The sequence below is a fragment of the Aestuariivirga litoralis genome (genome assembly GCF_003234965.1).
Lineage (GTDB): Bacteria > Pseudomonadota > Alphaproteobacteria > Rhizobiales > Aestuariivirgaceae > Aestuariivirga > Aestuariivirga litoralis.
In genome coordinates, this window is the sequence record NZ_QKVK01000003.1 from 18,657 (window position 1) to 37,305 (window position 18,649).

The window sequence follows — 18,649 nt, forward strand, 5'->3', positions numbered from 1 at the left end:
TATGGGCCATGCCAGCATGGCGCATCATGCGTGACAAACCCTGGCTCTTCCGCACCTATGCCGGCCATTCCACGGCCGCTGATTCCAACAAGCTGTTCCGGACCAACCTGTCCAAGGGGCAGACCGGCCTGTCGGTGGCCTTCGACCTGCCGACCCAGACGGGCTATGATTCCGATCACGTGCTGTCGCGCGGCGAGGTGGGCAAGGTGGGTGTGCCGGTCTCGCATATCGGCGACATGCGGACCCTGTTCGACCAGATCCCGCTTGCCACCATGAACACCTCGATGACCATCAATGCCACCGCAGCCTGGCTGCTGGCGCTTTACGTGGCGGTGGCCGAGGAACAGGGGGCGCCGCGGGCAAGCCTGTCCGGCACCACGCAGAACGACATCATCAAGGAATATCTCTCGCGCGGCACCTATGTGTTCCCGCCGGGACCGTCGCTGCGGCTGATCACCGACACCATCGCCTTCTCCACGCGGGAACTGCCGAAGTGGAACCCGATGAATGTCTGTTCCTATCATTTGCAGGAGGCGGGTGCGACGCCGGTGCAGGAGCTCTCCTATGCGCTGGCGACCGCAATTGCAGTGCTCGACGGCGTGAAGGCCAGCGGGGCGGTGCCGGAAAAGGACTTTCCCGAAGTGTTCGGCCGCATCTCCTTCTTCGTCAATGCCGGCATCCGCTTCGTCACCGAGCTTTGCAAGATGCGGGCCTTCACCGAATTGTGGGACGAGATCGGGCGTGAGCGCTATGGCATCGCGGAAGAAAAGCACCGCCGCTTCCGCTATGGCGTGCAGGTGAACTCGCTGGGCCTCACGGAGCAGCAGCCGGAGAACAACGTCTACCGCATCCTGCTCGAGATGCTGGCGGTGGTGCTGTCCAAGAACGCACGCGCCCGGGCCGTGCAGCTTCCCGCCTGGAACGAGGCGCTGGGGCTTCCCCGCCCCTGGGACCAGCAATGGTCGCTGCGCATGCAGCAGATCGTGGCCTATGAGACCGATCTTCTCGACTACGGCGACATCTTCGACGGCTCGACCGAGATCACAGGCAAGGTGGAGGCGCTGAAGGAGGAGGCGCGCGGCGAGCTCGCGCGCGTGCTGGCCATGGGCGGCGGCACCTCGGAGGAGGTGATCGCCTACATGAAGCGCCGGCTCGTCACCTCCAACACCGCCAGGCTTCATGCGATCGAGTCAGGCGAAACGAAGATCGTCGGCGTCAATGCCTTCACCACGACCGAGCCCTCGCCGCTCTCCGCCGGCACCGACGCCATCATGACGGTGAAGGACGATGTGGAGTTCGAGCAGATCGAGCGTCTGAAGGCCTGGCGCACCGCCCGCGACGCCAAGGCCGTGGCTGCGGCGCTGGCAGAGTTGCGCGCCGCGGCGCGCGACGGGCGCAACATCATGGAGCCCTCGATCGCCTGCGCGAAGGCCGGTGTCACCACCGGCGAATGGGGCGGCACGCTGCGCGACATCTTCGGCGAGTACCGCGCCCCAACCGGCGTGGCCCTCACCATGCGGGCGGAGGGTGGTGAACAGCTTCTCGACCTGCGCAGCCGCGTGCGGCGGCTGGCGGAGCGCATGGGAGAGACACCGCGCTTCCTCGTCGGCAAGCCCGGCCTCGACGGGCACTCGAACGGTGCGGAGCAGATCGCGGTGCGCGCCGCCGATACCGGGCTCGAGGTCATCTATGACGGCATCCGCGTGACGCCGGAACAGCTGGTGAAGACGGTGCAGGAGAAGGACGTCCACATCCTCGGCCTCTCCATCCTGTCCGGCAGCCACGTGCCGCTGATCCGCGAGGTGATGCAGCGCCTGCGCGCTGCCGGGCTTTCCAGCGTTCCCGTCGTCGCCGGCGGCATCATCCCCCAGGACGACGTGAACGTGCTGAAGCAGCTGGGTGTTGCCGCCGTCTATACGCCGAAGGACTTCGACATGAACCGCATCATGTCGGACCTCGTGACGCTGATCGAGAAGCGGGCCGACGAGAAGGCGGCCTAGCCGTTTCAGGCACGCCTATTCGAGCGCGCCCCAGATGATGACCTGACCGGGCCGCGGCGCCGCCTGCTTGCGGGGCGACGCCGCCATGCTGACCTGCGCCGGGGCGGGCGCCGCCTTCAGCAGGCAGTTCGCGGCCGGCTTCCGCCCATGGCAGATGCTGGTGCCCGTGACGTCCTCCACCCGCTCGCGGCCGGTGCTGAGGCCGAAATGCAGCATGTCGGACCTGCCGAGCGTGAGGCCTGCCTGGCGCAGGCGCACGACGAGGCCGGCGGAAATCCCCATGTCGGCAAGATAGTCTCCGATCAGCTTGCCGGCCCTGGCGCCGCGGCTGCGGGACTTGAAGCCGTCGAGCGCGGGAAGGCTGGCGCCGGTGGCCCAGTAGCCGATCCGCCGCACGCCACCCGCGAAGGCGAACAGGCAAGTGCCGGAACACTCGGCCGGGGCCGCGACATAGCCCCTGTAGGCCGTCCCCGCCGTCTCGTCCTTGCTGCAGGCCTCGCGCGGTCCGCACCCCTCCACCACATTGTGGCCGATGACGGTGGTGAGCCCCGCCGCCCGGATCATGCGGCCGATCTCGAGCGCCGCATCGAGGTCACCGCCCTTGGACTCGAACACCACCGGCAGCTTCTCCGCCTCCGCCTGCCCCAGAAGCTCGCGCAGGTGGCTGGGCGTGTTGGGGGTGATGGTGCCCTCGGCCATGATCCATTCCGGACAGCGGCTGCCGCACGGCCCCGTTCCCTGCATGCGGCGGACCGCCATGGGCCGGGCCGGGCTGGCTGCGGGCGTTGAACTGGCCACGGAGGGCACGGCCACGCCGTCATGCGCCGCGGCGGGAGCGCCGGCGGAAACCAGGAGGGCGAGGCAGAGGACGAGACCGGACGGCACATATCGCGTGATGGGCATGCACAATCACAGCACGAATTTGTTTCAAATTTGCTATTCCGCGAGTTTTGCCACCCGGCGACGGCGGCCGCCAGTTCCTTGACTCTTTCCGCCGTTTCCCCTATTTCCGGCCATCCGCGCGGAGGGGTGCTGCCCCAAGGCGCGTTTTGCGCTGCCCCAGGCAACCCAATTTCGCTTGAGCAATCAGGCACTTGAAGCGCACCGGACCACGGGTTCTCCGGTGCCGCCAAAGGGCGCGGGACAACAAGGACGAAACAACATGTACGCAGTCATCAAGACCGGCGGAAAGCAGTACCGCGTTGCTGCCGGCGACAAGATCCAGATCGAGAAGCTCGAGGGCAACCCGGGCGACACCGTCAACTTCGCGGAAGTGCTGATGATCGCCAATGGCGAGGCCGTCAGCATCGGCGCGCCGCATGTGGCCGGCGCCACCGTGGTGGGCGAGATCGCCTCCCAGGACCGCGGCCCCCGCGTCATCATCTTCAAGAAGCGGCGCCGCAAGCACTATCGCCGCCGCAACGGCCACCGCCAGGACCTGACCTCGGTGACCATCCGCGAGATCCGCGCTTAAGCGCGCCAGAGATTAGGAGAACATCCCATGGCTCATAAAAAGGCAGGCGGTTCGTCCCGCAACGGTCGCGACACCGCGGGCCGCCGTCTCGGCGTCAAGGCCTTCGGCGGCGAGACCGTCATCGCCGGCAACATCATCATCCGCCAGCGCGGCACCAAGGTTCACCCGGGCACCGGCGTGGGCATCGGCCGCGACCACACCATCTTCGCGGTGGTGAACGGCGTCGTCAGCTTCCGCCGCACCAAGGGCGACAAGCAGACCGTGTCCGTGATCCCAGCCGTCGCGGCTGAGTAACCGGCGGGCTCAGGACATATCAGGCCGCCGGATCCACCGATCCGGCACGCTTGTCAGATTTCGAAGCGGAGAGGTGGCCACCACCTCTCCGCTTTTCGTTTGGGACTTTGCATGACCACGCTCACGACAGACCGCCTGACGCTTCGCCCGCCGCTCGCGACGGACGCGGAGGCGCTGGTGCCTGCGCTGAACAATTTCAACGTCTCGCGCTGGACCGGGCGGATTCCCTTTCCCTATGGGCCGGATGATGCGGCGGCGTTCCTGGCGCACCATCTGCGGCCGACGCCGGACGAACTGATGCTGATGATCACCCGCGCGGGCACGGTGATCGGCGGCATCGGGGTTGGTTCCGGGGAGCTGGGCTACTGGCTGGCGGAACCGCACTGGGGCCAGGGCTATGGCACGGAAGCCGCGCGCGCCCTCACGGATCATGCCTTCGAGGTGCTGGAGCGTGAGGAACTGGTCGCCAGCTACCACATCGGCAATGCCGCCTCGCGGCGCATCCTGCTGGGGCTGGGCTTCGTGGAAACGGGAGAGGGTTCGGCCTTCTCGAGGGCCCGGCAGGCGGAGGTCCGGCACATCAAGCTCAGGCTCGCGCGAGACGCCTGGAGAGAAGCGAAGGAGCGGCGGCGATGAGCCACCGCTCCCTCACATCGTCAGAACACCTTGGCGACGTAGCTCGCGACCACGGTGCGGCGGCCGAGGCCGCCATTGTGCTTCGAAGCCGCAAGGCGCAGGTTGCCGCCCGACTTGCCGATGGCGATGGCAAGATGGCGAAGACCCCACTGGATGTTGGTGCGCGCATCGAGCAGCGCACCGCAATTGCCACGGAAGCCGATGTCCTTGGCGGTGGCGCACTTCATCTGGAACACGCCATATTCGCCGGCACTGCCGCGCATGTGGGCATTGTAGTTGGATTCGACATGGGCGATGCGCAGTGCGAACCAGGTGGGAACCCCCTGCGCCGGCGCCATGGCCTTGATCAGCGAAATGACCTGCCCCTGCGAGGCACTGGCACCCGCCGGCACGGCAAGTGCCGCCACCTGGGTCTCAGACCGGCGCACGGCCTGGATGCGCTTGCTGGACGCCGTGTGAACACGCGACTTGCCATAGACGACATGCGCGCGCTTGCGGGCCGAAGCCTGGCGGGTGGTGCTGCGGTGCGTGGTGGCCTTGGTGACCTTGGCCGGTGTCTTCTTGCGCAGCTGGGCCGATTTGGCCGCCTTCGGTTTCGAGCTGAAGCTGGTGGAGGTGGTGGTGCCATAGCAGTGAGTGGCACCCTTGCAGGCTGCCTCGGCAGGTATAGCGGAGATGCCGGCCAGTACAGCGGCAGACAGCAAACCTGCGATCAGTCTATTCTTCATTTCTTGCCTTTCGTTCTACACAAACAACGCCGGGATGATCTTGGGCTTGGTTGTGATCATCTTCCCCCGAGTGCCGCCCGTTCTGGGGCGAGGGCTGGTAAAACTGCCAAATGTGTCCTCAAGGGGGCCAAAATATTGCAATGCAGCATCGAGATGGAACCGTGGCCGATGCGCCACAGGGGACTAGGCTCGACTGGCAACCCGCGTTACAAGGCTTCATCATGAAATTCCTCGACCAGGCAAAGGTTTATGTGCGCTCCGGCGACGGCGGTGCGGGTTCGGTGTCTTTCCGCAGGGAAAAGTTCATCGAGATGGGCGGCCCCGACGGCGGCGACGGCGGCAAGGGCGGCGACGTGTGGATCGAGGCCGTGGACGGCCTCAACACGCTGATCGACTATCGCTACCAGCAGCATTTCAAGGCCGCGACAGGCGGCCACGGCATGGGCCGGCTGCGGGCCGGCGCCAATTCCGACGACATCGTGCTGAAGGTGCCGGTGGGCACGCAGGTGTTCGAAGACGACAACGAGACCATGGTGGCGGACCTCGCCAGGCTGGGCGACCGCTTCCGCATCGCCAAGGGCGGCAATGGCGGCTTCGGCAATGCCTATTTCAAGTCCTCCACCAACCGTGCACCCCGCCATGCCAACCCCGGCCAGCCGGGCGAGGAGCGCTGGATCTGGCTGCGCCTGAAGCTGATTGCCGATGCGGGCCTCCTGGGCCTTCCCAATGCCGGCAAGTCCACCCTGCTCGCCGCCGTCTCGGCCGCGAAGCCCAAGATCGCGGATTATCCCTTCACCACGCTGCACCCGCAGCTGGGCGTGGTGCGTGTCGGCGCACAGAGCTTCGTGCTGGCCGACATTCCGGGCCTCATCGAGGGCGCGTCGGAAGGCCACGGGCTGGGCACGCGCTTTCTCGGCCATGTCGAGCGCTGCGCGGTGCTCCTCCACCTGATCGACGTGACGGGCGATGACCCGGTTGCCGCCTATCGCGTCATCCGCAAGGAGCTGAAGGCCTATTCGCCCGAACTGGCCGAAAAGCCCGAGGTGATCGCCTTCAACAAGACCGACCTTCTGCCCGAGGACGAGATCGAGGCGAAGCTCAAGGACTTCAAGCGCCGGGTTAGAAAGACACCGATGCTGATCTCCGGCGCCACCACGAAGAACGTGCCGGAAGCAATGAAGAAGCTTCTCGAGGTGATCGACACCGCGCGCCGCGCCGGCCGCAAGGATGAGCCGGGGGTGACGACGGAGGAGTGGCGGCCGTGAAGTCCCGCCTGACACAGGCGCGGCGCATCGTCGTCAAGATCGGCTCTGCCCTGCTGGTCGATGCCAAGACGGGCACGATCAAGGCCTCGTGGCTGTCTTCGCTGATCGATGATCTGGCCGACCAGCGCGTCAAGGGGGCGGAGATCATCATCGTCTCCTCCGGCGCCATTGCGCTCGGCCGCCGCACGCTGGGGCTGCCCAAGGGCACGTTGCGCCTCGAGCAGAAGCAGGCCGCGGCGGCCGTGGGCCAGATCGCGCTGGCCCAGGCCTGGACCGAGGCGCTCCGCACACGGAACATGGTGGCGGCGCAGGTTCTGGTGACACTCACCGACACCGAGGAACGCCGCCGCTACCTCAATGCACGCGCCACACTCTCGACGCTGCTCGAACAGGGTGCGGTGCCCGTCATCAACGAGAACGACACGGTGGCGACCAGCGAAATCCGCTATGGCGACAATGATCGCCTCGCTGCACGCGTTGCCTCGATGATGTCGGCCGATTGCCTGGTGCTGCTCTCCGACATCGACGGGCTCTACACCGCACCGCCAGACCAGAAGGGTGCAACCTTCCTCCCCGTCGTCGAGGAGATCACGCCGGAGATCGAGGCCATGGCGGGAAAGCCCGTGTCGGGTGTGGGCTCCGGCGGCATGATCACCAAGATCGAGGCCGGCAAGATCGCGCTCGGTGCGGGCTGCAACATGGTGATTGCCTCCGGCCACGAAATGCACCCGCTGAAACGCATCCGCGATGGCGGGCGCTGCACCTGGTTCGTCGCAAATGCCTCGGCCCTGCAATCGCGCAAGCGCTGGATTGCCGGCACGCTGCAGCCCATCGGGCATCTCGTCGTCGACGAGGGCGCTGCGGCCGCGCTCGCCAAGGGCAAGAGCCTGCTGCCGGCCGGCGTGAAGAAGGTGGAAGGCAGTTTCGCTCGCGGAGACACGGTGTCGATCGTCACGGCAAAGGGCCGAGAGATCGCCCGCGGACTCGTCGCCTATGGCGCCGACGACACGGCGAAGATCCTCGGCCTCAAGTCCTCCGAGATCGAGAAGGTGCTGGGCTTCCGCGGGCGTGACGTGCTGATCCACCGCGACGACATGGTGCTGATGGGCGGAGAGCGCACATGAACCAGATGACGACGAACCGAGAGATGATGCTGACGCTGGGCCGCGCCGCGCGCCATGCCGCCAAGGCCCTGGCGCTCGCGCCCACGCAGCAGAAGAACGACGCGCTGATGGCGATGGCGGCGAAGATCCGCCGCTCCGCCGCCGACATCCTGTCCGAGAATCTGCGCGACCTCGAGACGGCCAGGGCGAAGGAGCTGAAGGGCAGTTTCGTCGACCGCCTGACGCTGAACGAGGCGCGGCTCGAAGCCATGGCGAAGGGTCTGGAAGAGATCGCCGCCCTGCCCGATCCCGTCGGCCAGGTGATGTCAAGATGGACCAGGCCCAACGGCCTCGAGATCAGCCGGGTGCGCGTGCCCATCGGCGTGATCGGCATCATCTATGAATCACGCCCCAACGTGACGGCGGATGCGGGCGGCCTGTGCCTCAAGTCCGGCAATGCCGCGATCCTGCGCGGCGGGTCCGACTCCTTCCATTCCTCCGGCGCCATCATCGCCTGCCTGCAGCGGGGGCTCGACATCGCAGGCCTGCCGCGCACCGCGATCCAGATGGTGCCCAATGCCGACCGCGACTGCGTGGGGCTGATGCTCGAGGGCCTCAGCGGCACGCTGGACCTGATCGTGCCGCGCGGCGGGAAAAGCCTCGTGGCGCGCGTGCAGGCCGATGCGCGCGTGCCGGTGTTCAGCCACCTCGAAGGCATCTGCCATGTCTATGTCGACAGGGCCGCGGACCCCGAGATGGCGCGCGCCGTTTGCCTCAATGCCAAAATGCGGCGCACCGGCATCTGCGGCTCGGCCGAGACCATCCTGATCGACCGGGCGGCGGCGGAGACGAACCTGAAGCCGATCATCACGACGCTGCTCGATGCAGGCTGCGAAGTACGCGGCGATGACGCCGCGCAGGCGGCCGACGCGCGGGTGAAGCCCGCGACGGAAGAGGACTGGTCCACCGAATATCTCGATGCCATCGTCTCGCTGAAGCTGGTCGACGGCGTGGGGGACGCCATGGCGCATATCGCGCGCCATGGCTCGCAGCACACGGACTCGATCATTACCGAGGATGCCGCGACCGCCGAGCGCTTCCTGAACGAAGTCGACAGCGCCATCGTGCTGCACAATGCCTCGACGCAGTTCGCCGATGGCGGCGAGTTCGGCTTCGGCGCGGAGATCGGCATCGCCACCGGCAAGCTCCACGCGCGGGGGCCCGTGGGCGTCGAGCAGCTGACGACCTTCAAGTACCAGGTGCGGGGCAAGGGCCAGACCCGCCCATGATACTGAAACCGCCCGCATTCGGCGAAGGCCAGAGGATCGGGCTCTTCGGCGGCTCCTTCAACCCCGCCCATTACGGGCACTACATGGTGGCGCTCTTCGCGCTGAAGCGGCTGGAGCTCGACTGGGTGTGGTGGCTCGTTTCGCCGCAGAACCCACTGAAGGACCCCTCCGAGACGGGTGAATATGCCGCGCGCCTCGCCTCGACGCGCGCGGTGGCGAAGCACCCGCGCTTCGTCGTCACCGACATCGAGAAGCAGATGGGTTCGCGCACCACGGCGCAAACGCTGCGCGGGCTGAGGCCGCTGCTCCCCCGCGCCCATTTCGTGTGGATCATGGGGGCGGACAGCTTCGCCAGCCTGCACCGCTGGCATGACTGGCTGGAAATCCCCCAGACGCTGCCGCTCGCGGTGCTCGCCCGCCCCGGCTTCTCGCTGCGCGCCCTGGGCGGCCCGGCGGCGACGCGGTTTGCCGAGGCGCAGGTCCCCACCAACCAGGCGCCCATGCTGGTGACGGCGAAGCCCCCTGCCTGGTGCTTCATCCCCATGCCGCTGCGCCCCGAGAGTTCGACGGCGATCCGGCGACGCGCCAGGGCAGAGGCCACCTGAGACAGGCCCTTGAACGGTGCCGCCGAACCCTTTAGCGTCGGATTCGTTGTTCCACCCCGAAGCCATGTCGTTTGCAGCCCATTCACTTGGAACCCATGCAGAGACGTAACCGGAACCAAGGACCAGACCACTGAAAGCGCCCGCCAAGAAGTCCGCGGCCAGGAAAGCCACGGCGAAGAAATCCGCTGCCAAGGGCAGCCGCCCCGCCCCCAAGAAGGCCGCAAGCCCGAGGGCCAAGCCCGAGATCGGCAAGGCCAGGCCCCTCGCCAAGGCAAAGCCCACGAGCAGGGCGAAGCCAGGTGCCAAGGCAGCAGCCGCCACAAAGGCATCGCCCCCGGCCAAGCCGAAGCCGGGCACCAGGGCAAAGCCCGCGGCCCGCGCCAAGCCGGACAAGGTCAAGCGCTTCCGGCCCGCGCCGCGCCCCAAGGATGATCTTCCGGCCAAGGAGCCCTTGCCGGAGATTCCGGCCGAGCTGCTGGACGACGCGCCCCGCGCCAAGAAGCCCAGGAAGCCGCGCGGCCGCAAGGCCGAGGCGCCAAGGCCCGTCAATGCGCTGGACCTGATCCTCGCGCAGCTGGACGATGCCAAGGCGGAGCAGATCGTGTCGATCCCCCTCGATGACCGGCGCGCCGTGGCGGATGCCGTGGTGGTGGCGTCGGGCCGCTCCAACCGCCACGTCGGCGCCATTGCCGACCAGCTGGTGATGAAGCTGAAGGAGAAGGGCTACCGCGACCTCCGCATCGAGGGCATGCCGCAATGCGACTGGGTGCTGGTGGATGCCGGGGACGTGGTGGTGCACATCTTCCGGCCGGAAGTCAGGAGCTTCTACAATCTGGAGAAGTTGCTCTCCGCCAGCGCGCCGGATGACCGGGCGGTGATGTGAAGCTACAGGTGATCGCGGCCGGGCGCCTGAAGCCCGGCCCCGAGAAATCACTCGCCGAGGATTATCTGGCCCGCGCGCAGGGGCTTGGCCGCAAATGCGGCATCGCGAAAGTCGCCGTTTCCGAGTTCAATGAATCGCAGGCCTCTTCAGCCGCTGCCCGCATGGCGGAGGAAGGGCGCATCATCGCGGGCGCACTGCCGCCCAAATGCTTCACCGTGGTGCTGGACGAGCGCGGCAAGGCGCTGGCGAGCGAGGCCTTCGCCGCGCTGCTGCGCCGCCACCTCGATGGCGGCACCGCTGACATGGCCTTCCTGATCGGCGGCCCCGACGGCCACTCACCGGAACAGCGTGACAATGCGGGGCTGCTGATGAGCTTCGGCCCCATGACCTGGCCGCACCGGCTGGTGCGGGTGATGCTGTTCGAACAGCTCTACCGCGCGGTGACCATCATTGCGGGGCATCCGTATCACCGGGTGTGAGCCCCTTGCGTCCCCTCCCGCCGGGGCGGGAGAGGACCTGTGGCGTGCGATCTGTTTACTTCGTCATCATCGACATGAAGTTCACCCAGCCCTGGGCGCCCAGCTTGGCCTGGGTCTGGGCGTCGAGCGTCACCGTGTCCATGCCGGCGGGCGGAATGGTCAGGATGGCCTCGTCGGAGGGCAGGTCACCGCCGGCGCTGACGTCGGCGAGGTAGAACTTCGCCGGCTTGTCGGTGTCGTTGATGATGTCGATGGTGAAGGAGAAGGTCACGTTGCCGTCATACTTGCCGCGCTTGTAGACCGGCATGGCCATCAGCTTCTGCTGCGCCGCCTGGAGCTGCGGGATGTTGAGGAACAGGCCGACGGAGAGGAGCCCGTCATGCTTGCCATGCGGGAACACGGCGAAGCGCGCATTGTCGGTGCCGAGCACGTTGGCAAGGATCACGGCGTCGGTCTGGCCACCATCGGTCTTCACCAGGCTGGTGCCCATCTGGAAGGTGCCGATGGCGCCCGTGGGGCCACCCGGCGCGCAGGACTGGACCTGCACCGGAACGGCCGGCGTTGCGACGGTCTGGGCCGCCATGACCGCCTCGTCCTGACACCAGGCCGGGGTGATGAACTGGCCGGTGACGGTGGCCGGAACCGGCGAGGGCACGCCCGAACGCGCCACTTCGAGGATCTGCGACACCTTGATCGGCGTGCGCGTGTCGATCTGGCAGCCGGTGAGCGCGATGGCGGCGGCGCCAAGCGCCAGCCCGGTGATGAAGGTCCTGCGAGTAATCATTCTTTTCTTCTCCCTTGGGGGCAAGCAGCAGCTGCGCGCCCGGATTGCGTGTTGGTCTTTACAATTGCCGGGCGGGGCCGTCGAGCCCGCCCGTTGACGGGCGCAAGTGGGGCGGGACCCCCGGTGCCGGTTGCACAATCAATAGTAGCCAGGCCCCCTGACACCCACGCCCACGCCGTGGAAGCCGACGCCCACGCCGCCGCCGACGCCGATCCAGTCGATGAACAGGGCGGTTTCACCGCCCGTGGCGGGCGGCTTTCCATTGACCAGCTTGTAGCTGTAGACGAGATCCTGGCCGTCCATCCGCGGATCGAGAATTTCGATGATGGCAAGGGTATTGTTGCTCTGCCCAGCCTCATAGACCGACAGGGCTGCATTAGGTGGGTCGGCGGCGAAATTGTCCTTGCCGGCCTTCGACGTCCACTCCTCGAGATAGGCCGCCATCTTGATATGGCCCGCAAGCCGCTCCGGCCGGTCGGCAAAATAGAGGGTGTGCGGCGTGACATTGATGAGCCGCACGGTCTTGGCCGCCTCGTCCACCTTCACGCTGCTCGCCAGCTGGACGAACATCAGCATCGGCTTGGCGTCTTCCGCCTGCGCGGGCCGTGCCGCTGCCAGGGCTGCTGCGGCAGCGGCAACCGACAGCCCCATCACATCACGGCGGCCGAGCTTCTTGCCCGGCATGTTTGCTTCACTGTCCATTCGCTCAATCCTTCTGCATCATCTTGTTGCGGAGCGCCTCCTCGTCGGCCGCACTCAACACCGGCCGGTCGAGCTTCACCGTCAGCTTGTCGAGCTTCGCCGTGAGCGGGAAGGGCGACTGGTAGTCGGCGTCATCGATGCTGGTGAGCGTGTCGGAGCCGATGTCGAAGCTCTCGTCCCACTGCAGGATCATCGGCAGCGTGCGCTCCATGGTCTGGGTGTCGACCACCTTGCCGTCGACCGACAGCGTGCCGGTGCCGGGGCGGCCGACGCCGCTGAAGTCGTTGAAGGCAAGCGTGCCCGCGCCCAGGCCATCATACTTGAAGTCGAAGACCAGCGTGTGCTTGCCGGGCGCGAGCACGTCGGGGCCCTGCCACTTGATGCGCTTCAGGTCCACCATGTTCCAGGTCCACACCGGCTTGCCCTCGAGGAGATAGAAGCCATAGCCGCCGAAGCGCCCGCCGGAAGTGAGGATCACGCCCTCGGCACCACCTTCCGGCACCTCGATCTCGGCCGTCACGGTGTAGGAGGTGTTGAGCAGCACCGGCGAGTCGCCCTGCGGCAGGCCCACCATCGGCGTGGTGTAGACGAATTCCGTGCGCCCCGCGGTGATGTTGGGGCGCGGCGCCACGATGCGCGCCGCGACCGAGGCATCGAGCGGCAGCACGTTGTACTTCTTCGCTTCCTCGTAGAAGACCTGCTTCAGCTCCGCGACCTTGTCCGGATTCTGCGCGGCGATGTCCGTCACCTGCGAGTAATCCTTGGTGAGGTCGTAGAGCTCCCACTCGACATTGTTGAGCGGGTCCGGATTGGCGGGCCCGAAGGCCTCCCACGGCGCGCGCTTCACCTTGGTCGAGAGGATCCAGCCATCCTTGTAGATGGCGTGGTCTCCGAACATCTCGAAATACTGCACCGAATGGCGCGACGGGACGGTGGCGTTCTCCTTCTTGAACGTATAGGCGAAGGAGGTGCCCTCGATGGGGGCCTGTTCGATGCCGTCGACCACTTTGGGTGCGGCGATGCCCGCCGCCTCGAGGATGGTCGGCACCACGTCGATCACATGCGCGAATTGCGGGCGGATGCCGCCCACGTCATCGATGTGGCCGGGCCAAGAAACGGCCATGCCCTGGCGCACGCCGCCCAGATGCGAGGCAATCTGCTTGAACCAGCTGAAGGGCGTGTCGAAGGCCCAGGACCAGGCGGCGGACATGTGATTGTAGGTCTTGTCGGTGCCCCACACGTCATAGAACTGCATCTGCACGTCGACCGGCAGCATGTTGAGGCCGTTGAAGAAGGCCACCTCGTTGGGCGTGCCCAGCGGGCCGCCCTCGGCCGAGGTGCCGTTGTCGCCGTTGATGTAGATGACCAGCGTGTTGTCGAGCTTGCCCATGTCGTCCACCGCCTGGATGACGCGGCCGATCTCATGGTCGGTATAGGCCGCATAGGCGGCGAAGACCTCGACCTGGCGGATGAACAGCTTCTTCTCGTCATCCGTGGTCTGGTCCCACGGCTTCAGGATGTCGGTGGGCCATGGCGAGAGCTGCGCATCCTGCGGGATGACGCCCAGCTTCTTCTGGTTGGCGAAGATCCGTTCACGGAGCTTTTCATAGCCGTCGTCGAACAGGTGCATGGCGTGGATCTTGTCCACCCACTCCTGTGTGGGGTGATGCGGCGCATGGGTGCCGCCCGGCACATAGTAAAGGAAGAAGGGCTTGGACGGCGCCGTCTGGTTCATGCGGTTGAGATAGTCGATGGCGTCATCCGCCATGCCGGTCGTCAGGTTCCAGCCGGGCTTGCCCTCGAAGGGGTAGATCTGGGTGGTGTTGCGGAACAGGTTGGGCTGCCACTGGTTGGTGTCGCCGCCCACGAAGCCATAGAAGTATTCAAAGCCCATGCCGATCGGCCACTGGTCGAAGGGGCCGGCCTGGCTGGCCTGGAAGGCCGGCACGTTATGGTCCTTGCCGAACCACGAGGTGGCATAGCCATTGTCCTTCAGGATGCGGCCGATGGTGGCCATGTTCTTGCCGATGATCGAGTTGTAGCCGGGGAAGCCCGTCGACTGTTCCGAGATCACGCCGAAGCCCGCCGAGTGATGGTTGCGGCCGGTGATGAGGGCCGCGCGGGTGGGCGAGCAAAGGGCTGTCGAGTGCATCTGGGTATAGCGCAGGCCCGCCGCCGCCACCCGGTCCAATGCCGGGGTGGGAATGACGCCGCCGAAGGTGGAGGGCACGCCATAGCCGGAATCATCGGTCATGATGAGGAGCACGTTGGGCGCTTCCTTTGGCGGCACGATGCGCGGCGCCCACCATGGCGTGGACTGCAGCGCATTGTCCTTGATCACGCCGCCGAAGGGCGGGGCCGGGGCCGGAAGCTGCTCGCCGCTGATGGTGGTGGTGGCGCTGGGCGAACCCGGCGTGCCGGTGACCTGCTGCGCCGATGCACCCGCGCACAGGAAAGCTGCGAGACCGATGACCGCGAGCGTAACGAAACGAGGCTTCATGCCATTCCCCTTAATGCAACCGGACGACGAAGATACGACAGACGGCGCCCGGATGTTTGCCTTTTCCGGACAGGTTGCACCCCGTTGTGGGATCCTAGGCGTCCTGCTTGCGCTCCTCGCGCCGCCAGACGGTGGGCGACCTGCCCGTCCAACGCCGGAATGCCCTGACGAAGGCACTGGGCGTGGCGTAGCCGAGGGCGGCGGCCACATCCGAAACCGGCAGTTCGGTGCGCGCCAGCAACTCGCGCGAGACGGCGAGCCGCACCTCGTCCTTCAGCTGCTCGAAGGTGACGCCCTCCTCCTCCAGCCTGCGCCCCATGGTGCGGGGGTGGAGGTTCAGGTGCGCCGCCACGCGGCGGTGCGAGGCATCGCCGGCGAGCAGCAGTGGCCGGATGGCATGCCGCACCCGGGCCGCGAAGCCCTGCGTCTGGGCGATCTGCTGCTGCAGCGCGGTGAACAGGCGCTCGCGCAGCTGGGCATCCGCGCTGGGCAGCCTGAAGCCGAGGCTGTGGCCCGGCAGGATCAGGCAGTTCTGGCCCTCGTTGAAGCGCACGGGGCAGCCGAAGAACCGGCGGTAGGGCTCCGGGTTGCGGGGCGCGGGGCGGCTGAGCAGCACCTCGGCGGGGCGGACGGCGCCGCCCGTCAGGTCGCGCACCATGTTGCAACCCACCCCCGCCGATGCATCGTAGATGTGGCTCGAGGGAAGGTCCGGGGCATAGATGCCGAAGCCCAGCGCATAATCCTCTCCCACCGGAAGGAGGTAGGCGGCCGCCGCGGTGGAATTGGCCATCTGCAGCGCCACGAAGGTGCCCAGCGCGCTGCCCAGCGTCTCGCAGCTCATCATCAGCTGGCCGACGGGGCCCAGCGCCGTGTGGTTCTGCGCCTCGGCGAGCATGAGGCCGATGTGCTCCAGCCCCGGGTGGCCGGACGCGCGGTCGAGCATGGTGGAGATGGTGGAGATCGGCAGCTGCGTATCCGGCCGCAGCTCTGCGGCAGAGATCGAAAGCCCGTCCAGCACCTGGTCCACGCTGACGCCGTGGCTGGCGAGCAGGCCCGGAAGCAGGGCAAGCGGGCCGACGCGCTGCAGGGCCGGATATGGCGGACTGGACATGCGCCGTTAGTGCCCGGCAGGGCACAATCGAGTCAAATCAGAAATTGCAGATCCGCCGCAGCGGCATGATTAACGGATTGTAAATCGACCGCCGCGCAATGCTGTGGGAAGCAGAGCTGATCTCCTGATAGCAACCCGGACCCATGCGGCACCTTGCAGTTTCGACGGCCTTCGCGGCGCTGGCGCTCTTGCTGCCCGGCATGCCCGCCCATGCCCAGGAGCAGCAGCAGCAACTCGAGACCCTGAAACAGCAGATCGAAAGCGGCAAGACCAACGAAGCGAGGCTGGCGGGCGAAATCGCCGCCGCCGTGGCAGCACAGGATGCCATTGCCGCGAAGCTGGCCGCCATCGCCCAGTCGATCCAGTCGCAGGAGGCGGTGGTCGCCCAGAGCGAGAAGGAGCTGGGCAAGCTGCGCCGCGACCGGGCCGAACTGCTGGCCGCGCTGGGCGAGAAGCAGGACGTGCTGTCCGAACTGCTCGCCGGGCTGCAGCGGCTGGAACAGAACCCGCCCCCCGCCCTGGTGGTCGAGCCGGGAGACATCCTGGCCGCGCTGCGCGGCGCCATGCTGCTCGGCACCATTGCGCCGGAGCTGCAGGAGGAGGCCCGGGCCCTGGCCGCCAAGCTCGACCAGCTGAAGCACCTCGAGGCCACCATCACCGCGCGCAAGGACGACGTGGCCCGCGAGATCACCCGCCTCAACGACGAGCGCACCGCGCTGAAGGACCTGGTGACGCAGAAGCAGGCGCTGGTGAGCCGCGGCACGGCCGACCTGGAGGCCGAGCGCCAGCGCACCGCCGAGCTGGCGGAAAAGGCCAAGTCACTGAAGCAGCTCCTGTCCAACCTCGAGACCCAGCGCCAGCAGCAGGAGGCCGCCAAGGCCGAGGAGCAGCGCCAGCGCGAACAGCGCGAGGCCCTGCTGCGACAGCCCAAGCTTCCCTTCCCCGACGCCCGCGGCAAGCTGCCCTTCCCGGCTCAGGGCCAGATCGTGCGCCGCTTCGGCGAGCCGGACGGGCTGGGCCGCGACACGCAGGGGCTGATGATCGCCACCCGGGCCAACGCCCAGGTGACGACGCCGGCCGACGGCAAGGTGGAATTCGCCGGCCCCTTCCGGTCCTATGGACAAGTTGTCATCCTGAACCCCGGCGGCGGCTACCGGGTGCTGCTGGCGGGCATGGACAAGGTTACGGCAGGCGTGGGAGAGTTCCTGCGCGCGGGGGAACCCGTCGGCGAGATGGGTTCCGGCCCTGCTTCCGTCACACTTTTCGGTGATGTGGTGCCAGACGGAAGGCCGGTGCTATATATCGAATTCCGGGATGGCACGGAGGCCATTGACTCAGGTCCCTGGTGGATCGGCGGTTTGAAAGAGGCGAGTGGATGAAGAAGAATACGCGGTTGCAGAATTTCGGCCTGGTGCTGGCGGGTGCGGTCTCCGCCTCGCTCCTGTGGCACGCCTTCGGCGTGGCCGGTGCTGCCTCCAATGCCGACACCTACAAGCAGTTGAACCTGTTCGGCGACGTGTTCGACCGGGTGCGCGCCGACTATGTCGAGGAGCCCGACGAGCAGCAGATGATCGAGGCCGCCATCAACGGCATGCTCGCCTCGCTCGACCCGCATTCGAGCTACATGAACAAGAAGCAGTTCGCCGACATGAGCGTGCAGACGCGCGGCGAGTTCGGCGGCCTCGGCATCGAGGTGACGATGGAGAACGGCGTCATCAAGGTGGTGTCCCCCATCGATGACACGCCCGCCTCGCGCGCCGGCCTGATGGCCAATGACCTGATCATCAAGATCGACGGCACCGACGTGCAGGGCATGACGCTCAACGACGCGGTCGACAAGATGCGCGGCAAGATCGGCACCGACATCACCCTCACCGTGGTGCGCGACAAGAAGGAGCCCTTCGAGCAGAAGCTGACGCGTGACAAGATCCGCGTGCAGTCGGTGAAGTACTCGATCGAGAACAACGACATCGGCTATATCCGCATCTCCTCCTTCACGGAGCAGACGCAGGAAGGCCTCGAGAAGGCGATGGAGCACTTCCGCACCACCTTGGGCGACAAGGTGAAGGGCTACATCATCGACCTGCGCAACGACCCGGGCGGCCTGCTCGACATGGCGATCTCGGTCTCAGACACCTTCCTCGACAAGGGCGAGATCGTGTCGACCCGCGGCCGCCATGCGGATGAAACCCAGCGCTTCAACGCGACGAAAGGCGACCTTGCCAATGGCAAGCCCATCGTGGTGCTGATCAACGGCGGCTCGGCGTCTGCCTCCGAAATCGTGTCGGGCGCGCTGCAGGACCACAAGCGCGCGACACTCATCGGCACGCGCAGCTTCGGCAAGGGCTCGGTGCAGACCATCATCCCGCTCGGCGGCGAGGGTGCGCTGCGCCTGACCACCGCGCGCTACTACACGCCGGCCGGCCGCTCCATCCAGGCCAAGGGCATCGACGCCGACATCGTGATCGAGGAAGAACTGCCGCCGGAACTCAAGGGCAAGAACGTCTCGACCGAGGGCGAGGCCGGCCTCAAGGGCCACCTCACCAATGAGGGCGGCGGCGACGAGGGTGGCGGCTCCTCGGCCTATGTGCCGGAAGACAAGACCAAGGACCTGCAGCTCAAGGCGGCGATCGACTTCCTGAACGGCGTCAAGGTCGTCTCCAACGTCAAGCCCAAGGAAGAGAAGCCGAAGGAAGGCGCCGCGCCGGACACCACGGCCAACTGATCTTCCGCGCCATAGCAAGACCCGAAATGCCCGGCCCCGTGCCGGGCATTTTCATTTCCCCTCCCGGAAGA

18 protein-coding genes are annotated in these 18,649 nt (G+C 66.7%); 12 read left to right on the top strand and 6 right to left on the bottom strand.

Annotated features, from left to right (window positions below; all coding sequences use genetic code 11):
• Positions 1–26 precede the first annotated feature (26 nt).
• Positions 27–2,000 carry a protein meaA gene (locus tag DK847_RS07305; RefSeq protein ID WP_245414547.1) on the top strand — a complete coding sequence of 658 codons (1,974 nt, stop codon included), beginning with the start codon at positions 27–29 and terminating at the stop codon, positions 1,998–2,000.
• Positions 2,001–2,015: 15 nt separating this feature from the next.
• Here DK847_RS07305 and DK847_RS07310 read toward each other — a convergent pair whose 3' ends face one another.
• A complete protein-coding gene (locus DK847_RS07310) occupies positions 2,016–2,903 on the bottom strand; it encodes a hypothetical protein (protein WP_111197364.1) in 888 nt (295 codons plus the stop codon).
• A gap of 259 nt (positions 2,904–3,162) precedes the next feature.
• Between DK847_RS07310 and rplU the strand changes: the two genes are divergently transcribed.
• From rplU to DK847_RS07325, 3 genes are all read left to right on the top strand, one after another.
• The gene (rplU, locus tag DK847_RS07315) at positions 3,163–3,474 is read left to right on the top strand and encodes a 50S ribosomal protein L21 (protein WP_111197365.1); all 312 of its coding nucleotides are present in this window, start codon (positions 3,163–3,165) and stop codon (positions 3,472–3,474) included.
• A 27-nt stretch (positions 3,475–3,501) separates the two neighbouring features.
• A complete protein-coding gene (rpmA, locus tag DK847_RS07320; RefSeq protein ID WP_111197367.1) occupies positions 3,502–3,768 on the top strand; it encodes a 50S ribosomal protein L27 in 267 nt (88 codons plus the stop codon).
• A 111-nt stretch (positions 3,769–3,879) separates the two neighbouring features.
• Positions 3,880–4,404: a GNAT family N-acetyltransferase gene (locus DK847_RS07325; RefSeq protein ID WP_111197369.1), complete on the top strand. Its 525-nt coding sequence runs from the start codon at positions 3,880–3,882 to the stop codon at positions 4,402–4,404.
• 20 nt (positions 4,405–4,424) lie between these two features.
• Here the strand turns inward: DK847_RS07325 and DK847_RS20840 are convergent, their stop codons facing one another.
• Positions 4,425–5,132: a lytic transglycosylase domain-containing protein gene (locus DK847_RS20840; protein ID WP_204508275.1), complete on the bottom strand. Its 708-nt coding sequence runs from the start codon at positions 5,130–5,132 to the stop codon at positions 4,425–4,427.
• Between the two features lie 221 nt (positions 5,133–5,353).
• Here DK847_RS20840 and obgE point away from each other — a divergent pair, with 221 nt between their 5' ends.
• From obgE to rlmH, 6 genes are all read left to right on the top strand, one after another.
• Positions 5,354–6,397: a GTPase ObgE gene (obgE, locus tag DK847_RS07335; protein ID WP_111197370.1), complete on the top strand. Its 1,044-nt coding sequence runs from the start codon at positions 5,354–5,356 to the stop codon at positions 6,395–6,397.
• Positions 6,385–7,521: a glutamate 5-kinase gene (gene proB / locus DK847_RS07340; RefSeq protein ID WP_111197372.1), complete on the top strand. Its 1,137-nt coding sequence runs from the start codon at positions 6,385–6,387 to the stop codon at positions 7,519–7,521. The genes obgE and proB overlap by 13 nt, the downstream gene beginning before the upstream one ends.
• Positions 7,518–8,789: a glutamate-5-semialdehyde dehydrogenase gene (locus DK847_RS07345; RefSeq protein WP_111197374.1), complete on the top strand. Its 1,272-nt coding sequence runs from the start codon at positions 7,518–7,520 to the stop codon at positions 8,787–8,789. The genes proB and DK847_RS07345 overlap by 4 nt, the downstream gene beginning before the upstream one ends.
• Positions 8,786–9,394 carry a nicotinate-nucleotide adenylyltransferase gene (locus DK847_RS07350; RefSeq protein WP_111197375.1) on the top strand — a complete coding sequence of 203 codons (609 nt, stop codon included), beginning with the start codon at positions 8,786–8,788 and terminating at the stop codon, positions 9,392–9,394. The genes DK847_RS07345 and DK847_RS07350 overlap by 4 nt, the downstream gene beginning before the upstream one ends.
• Positions 9,395–9,845: 451 nt before the next feature.
• Positions 9,846–10,277: a ribosome silencing factor gene (rsfS, locus tag DK847_RS07355; RefSeq protein ID WP_245414548.1), complete on the top strand. Its 432-nt coding sequence runs from the start codon at positions 9,846–9,848 to the stop codon at positions 10,275–10,277.
• Positions 10,274–10,756: a 23S rRNA (pseudouridine(1915)-N(3))-methyltransferase RlmH gene (gene rlmH, locus DK847_RS07360; protein WP_111197377.1), complete on the top strand. Its 483-nt coding sequence runs from the start codon at positions 10,274–10,276 to the stop codon at positions 10,754–10,756. The genes rsfS and rlmH overlap by 4 nt, the downstream gene beginning before the upstream one ends.
• 55 nt (positions 10,757–10,811) lie before the next feature.
• Here the strand turns inward: rlmH and DK847_RS07365 are convergent, their stop codons facing one another.
• From DK847_RS07365 to DK847_RS07380, 4 genes are all read right to left on the bottom strand, one after another.
• Positions 10,812–11,540 carry a twin-arginine translocation signal domain-containing protein gene (locus tag DK847_RS07365; protein WP_111197379.1) on the bottom strand — a complete coding sequence of 243 codons (729 nt, stop codon included), beginning with the start codon at positions 11,538–11,540 and terminating at the stop codon, positions 10,812–10,814.
• 138 nt (positions 11,541–11,678) lie between these two features.
• Positions 11,679–12,242, bottom strand: coding sequence for a hypothetical protein (locus DK847_RS07370; protein WP_193548182.1), 564 nt, complete (start codon positions 12,240–12,242; stop codon positions 11,679–11,681).
• Positions 12,243–12,246: 4 nt separating this feature from the next.
• On the bottom strand, positions 12,247–14,742 hold the full coding sequence (locus DK847_RS07375) for an arylsulfatase (RefSeq protein WP_111197380.1): 2,496 nt from the start codon (positions 14,740–14,742) through the stop codon (positions 12,247–12,249).
• 94 nt (positions 14,743–14,836) lie between these two features.
• Positions 14,837–15,853, bottom strand: coding sequence for an AraC family transcriptional regulator (locus tag DK847_RS07380; RefSeq protein WP_111197382.1), 1,017 nt, complete (start codon positions 15,851–15,853; stop codon positions 14,837–14,839).
• A gap of 143 nt (positions 15,854–15,996) precedes the next feature.
• Here DK847_RS07380 and DK847_RS07385 point away from each other — a divergent pair, with 143 nt between their 5' ends.
• Both DK847_RS07385 and DK847_RS07390 read left to right on the top strand, forming a co-directional pair.
• Entirely contained in the window at positions 15,997–17,232 is a 1,236-nt protein-coding gene (locus tag DK847_RS07385) for a murein hydrolase activator EnvC family protein (RefSeq protein ID WP_111197383.1), read from the top strand.
• Positions 17,229–18,578 carry a S41 family peptidase gene (locus DK847_RS07390; RefSeq protein ID WP_111197385.1) on the top strand — a complete coding sequence of 450 codons (1,350 nt, stop codon included), beginning with the start codon at positions 17,229–17,231 and terminating at the stop codon, positions 18,576–18,578. The genes DK847_RS07385 and DK847_RS07390 overlap by 4 nt, the downstream gene beginning before the upstream one ends.
• Positions 18,579–18,649 lie beyond the last annotated feature (71 nt).

Bases quoted from the DNA above. Each gene is read 5' to 3' on its own strand.
- DK847_RS07305 (WP_245414547.1), top strand. From the start codon at position 27: ATGCGTGACAAACCCTGGCTCTTCCGCACCTATGCCGGCCATTCCACG.
- DK847_RS07310 (WP_111197364.1), bottom strand. From the start codon at position 2,903: ATGCCCATCACGCGATATGTGCCGTCCGGTCTCGTCCTCTGCCTCGCC.
- rplU (WP_111197365.1), top strand. From the start codon at position 3,163: ATGTACGCAGTCATCAAGACCGGCGGAAAGCAGTACCGCGTTGCTGCC.
- rpmA (WP_111197367.1), top strand. From the start codon at position 3,502: ATGGCTCATAAAAAGGCAGGCGGTTCGTCCCGCAACGGTCGCGACACC.
- DK847_RS07325 (WP_111197369.1), top strand. From the start codon at position 3,880: ATGACCACGCTCACGACAGACCGCCTGACGCTTCGCCCGCCGCTCGCG.
- DK847_RS20840 (WP_204508275.1), bottom strand. From the start codon at position 5,132: ATGAAGAATAGACTGATCGCAGGTTTGCTGTCTGCCGCTGTACTGGCC.
- obgE (WP_111197370.1), top strand. From the start codon at position 5,354: ATGAAATTCCTCGACCAGGCAAAGGTTTATGTGCGCTCCGGCGACGGC.
- DK847_RS07345 (WP_111197374.1), top strand. From the start codon at position 7,518: ATGAACCAGATGACGACGAACCGAGAGATGATGCTGACGCTGGGCCGC.
- DK847_RS07350 (WP_111197375.1), top strand. From the start codon at position 8,786: ATGATACTGAAACCGCCCGCATTCGGCGAAGGCCAGAGGATCGGGCTC.
- DK847_RS07365 (WP_111197379.1), bottom strand. From the start codon at position 11,540: ATGATTACTCGCAGGACCTTCATCACCGGGCTGGCGCTTGGCGCCGCC.
- DK847_RS07370 (WP_193548182.1), bottom strand. From the start codon at position 12,242: ATGGACAGTGAAGCAAACATGCCGGGCAAGAAGCTCGGCCGCCGTGAT.
- DK847_RS07375 (WP_111197380.1), bottom strand. From the start codon at position 14,742: ATGAAGCCTCGTTTCGTTACGCTCGCGGTCATCGGTCTCGCAGCTTTC.
- DK847_RS07380 (WP_111197382.1), bottom strand. From the start codon at position 15,853: ATGTCCAGTCCGCCATATCCGGCCCTGCAGCGCGTCGGCCCGCTTGCC.
- DK847_RS07385 (WP_111197383.1), top strand. From the start codon at position 15,997: ATGCGGCACCTTGCAGTTTCGACGGCCTTCGCGGCGCTGGCGCTCTTG.
- DK847_RS07390 (WP_111197385.1), top strand. From the start codon at position 17,229: ATGAAGAAGAATACGCGGTTGCAGAATTTCGGCCTGGTGCTGGCGGGT.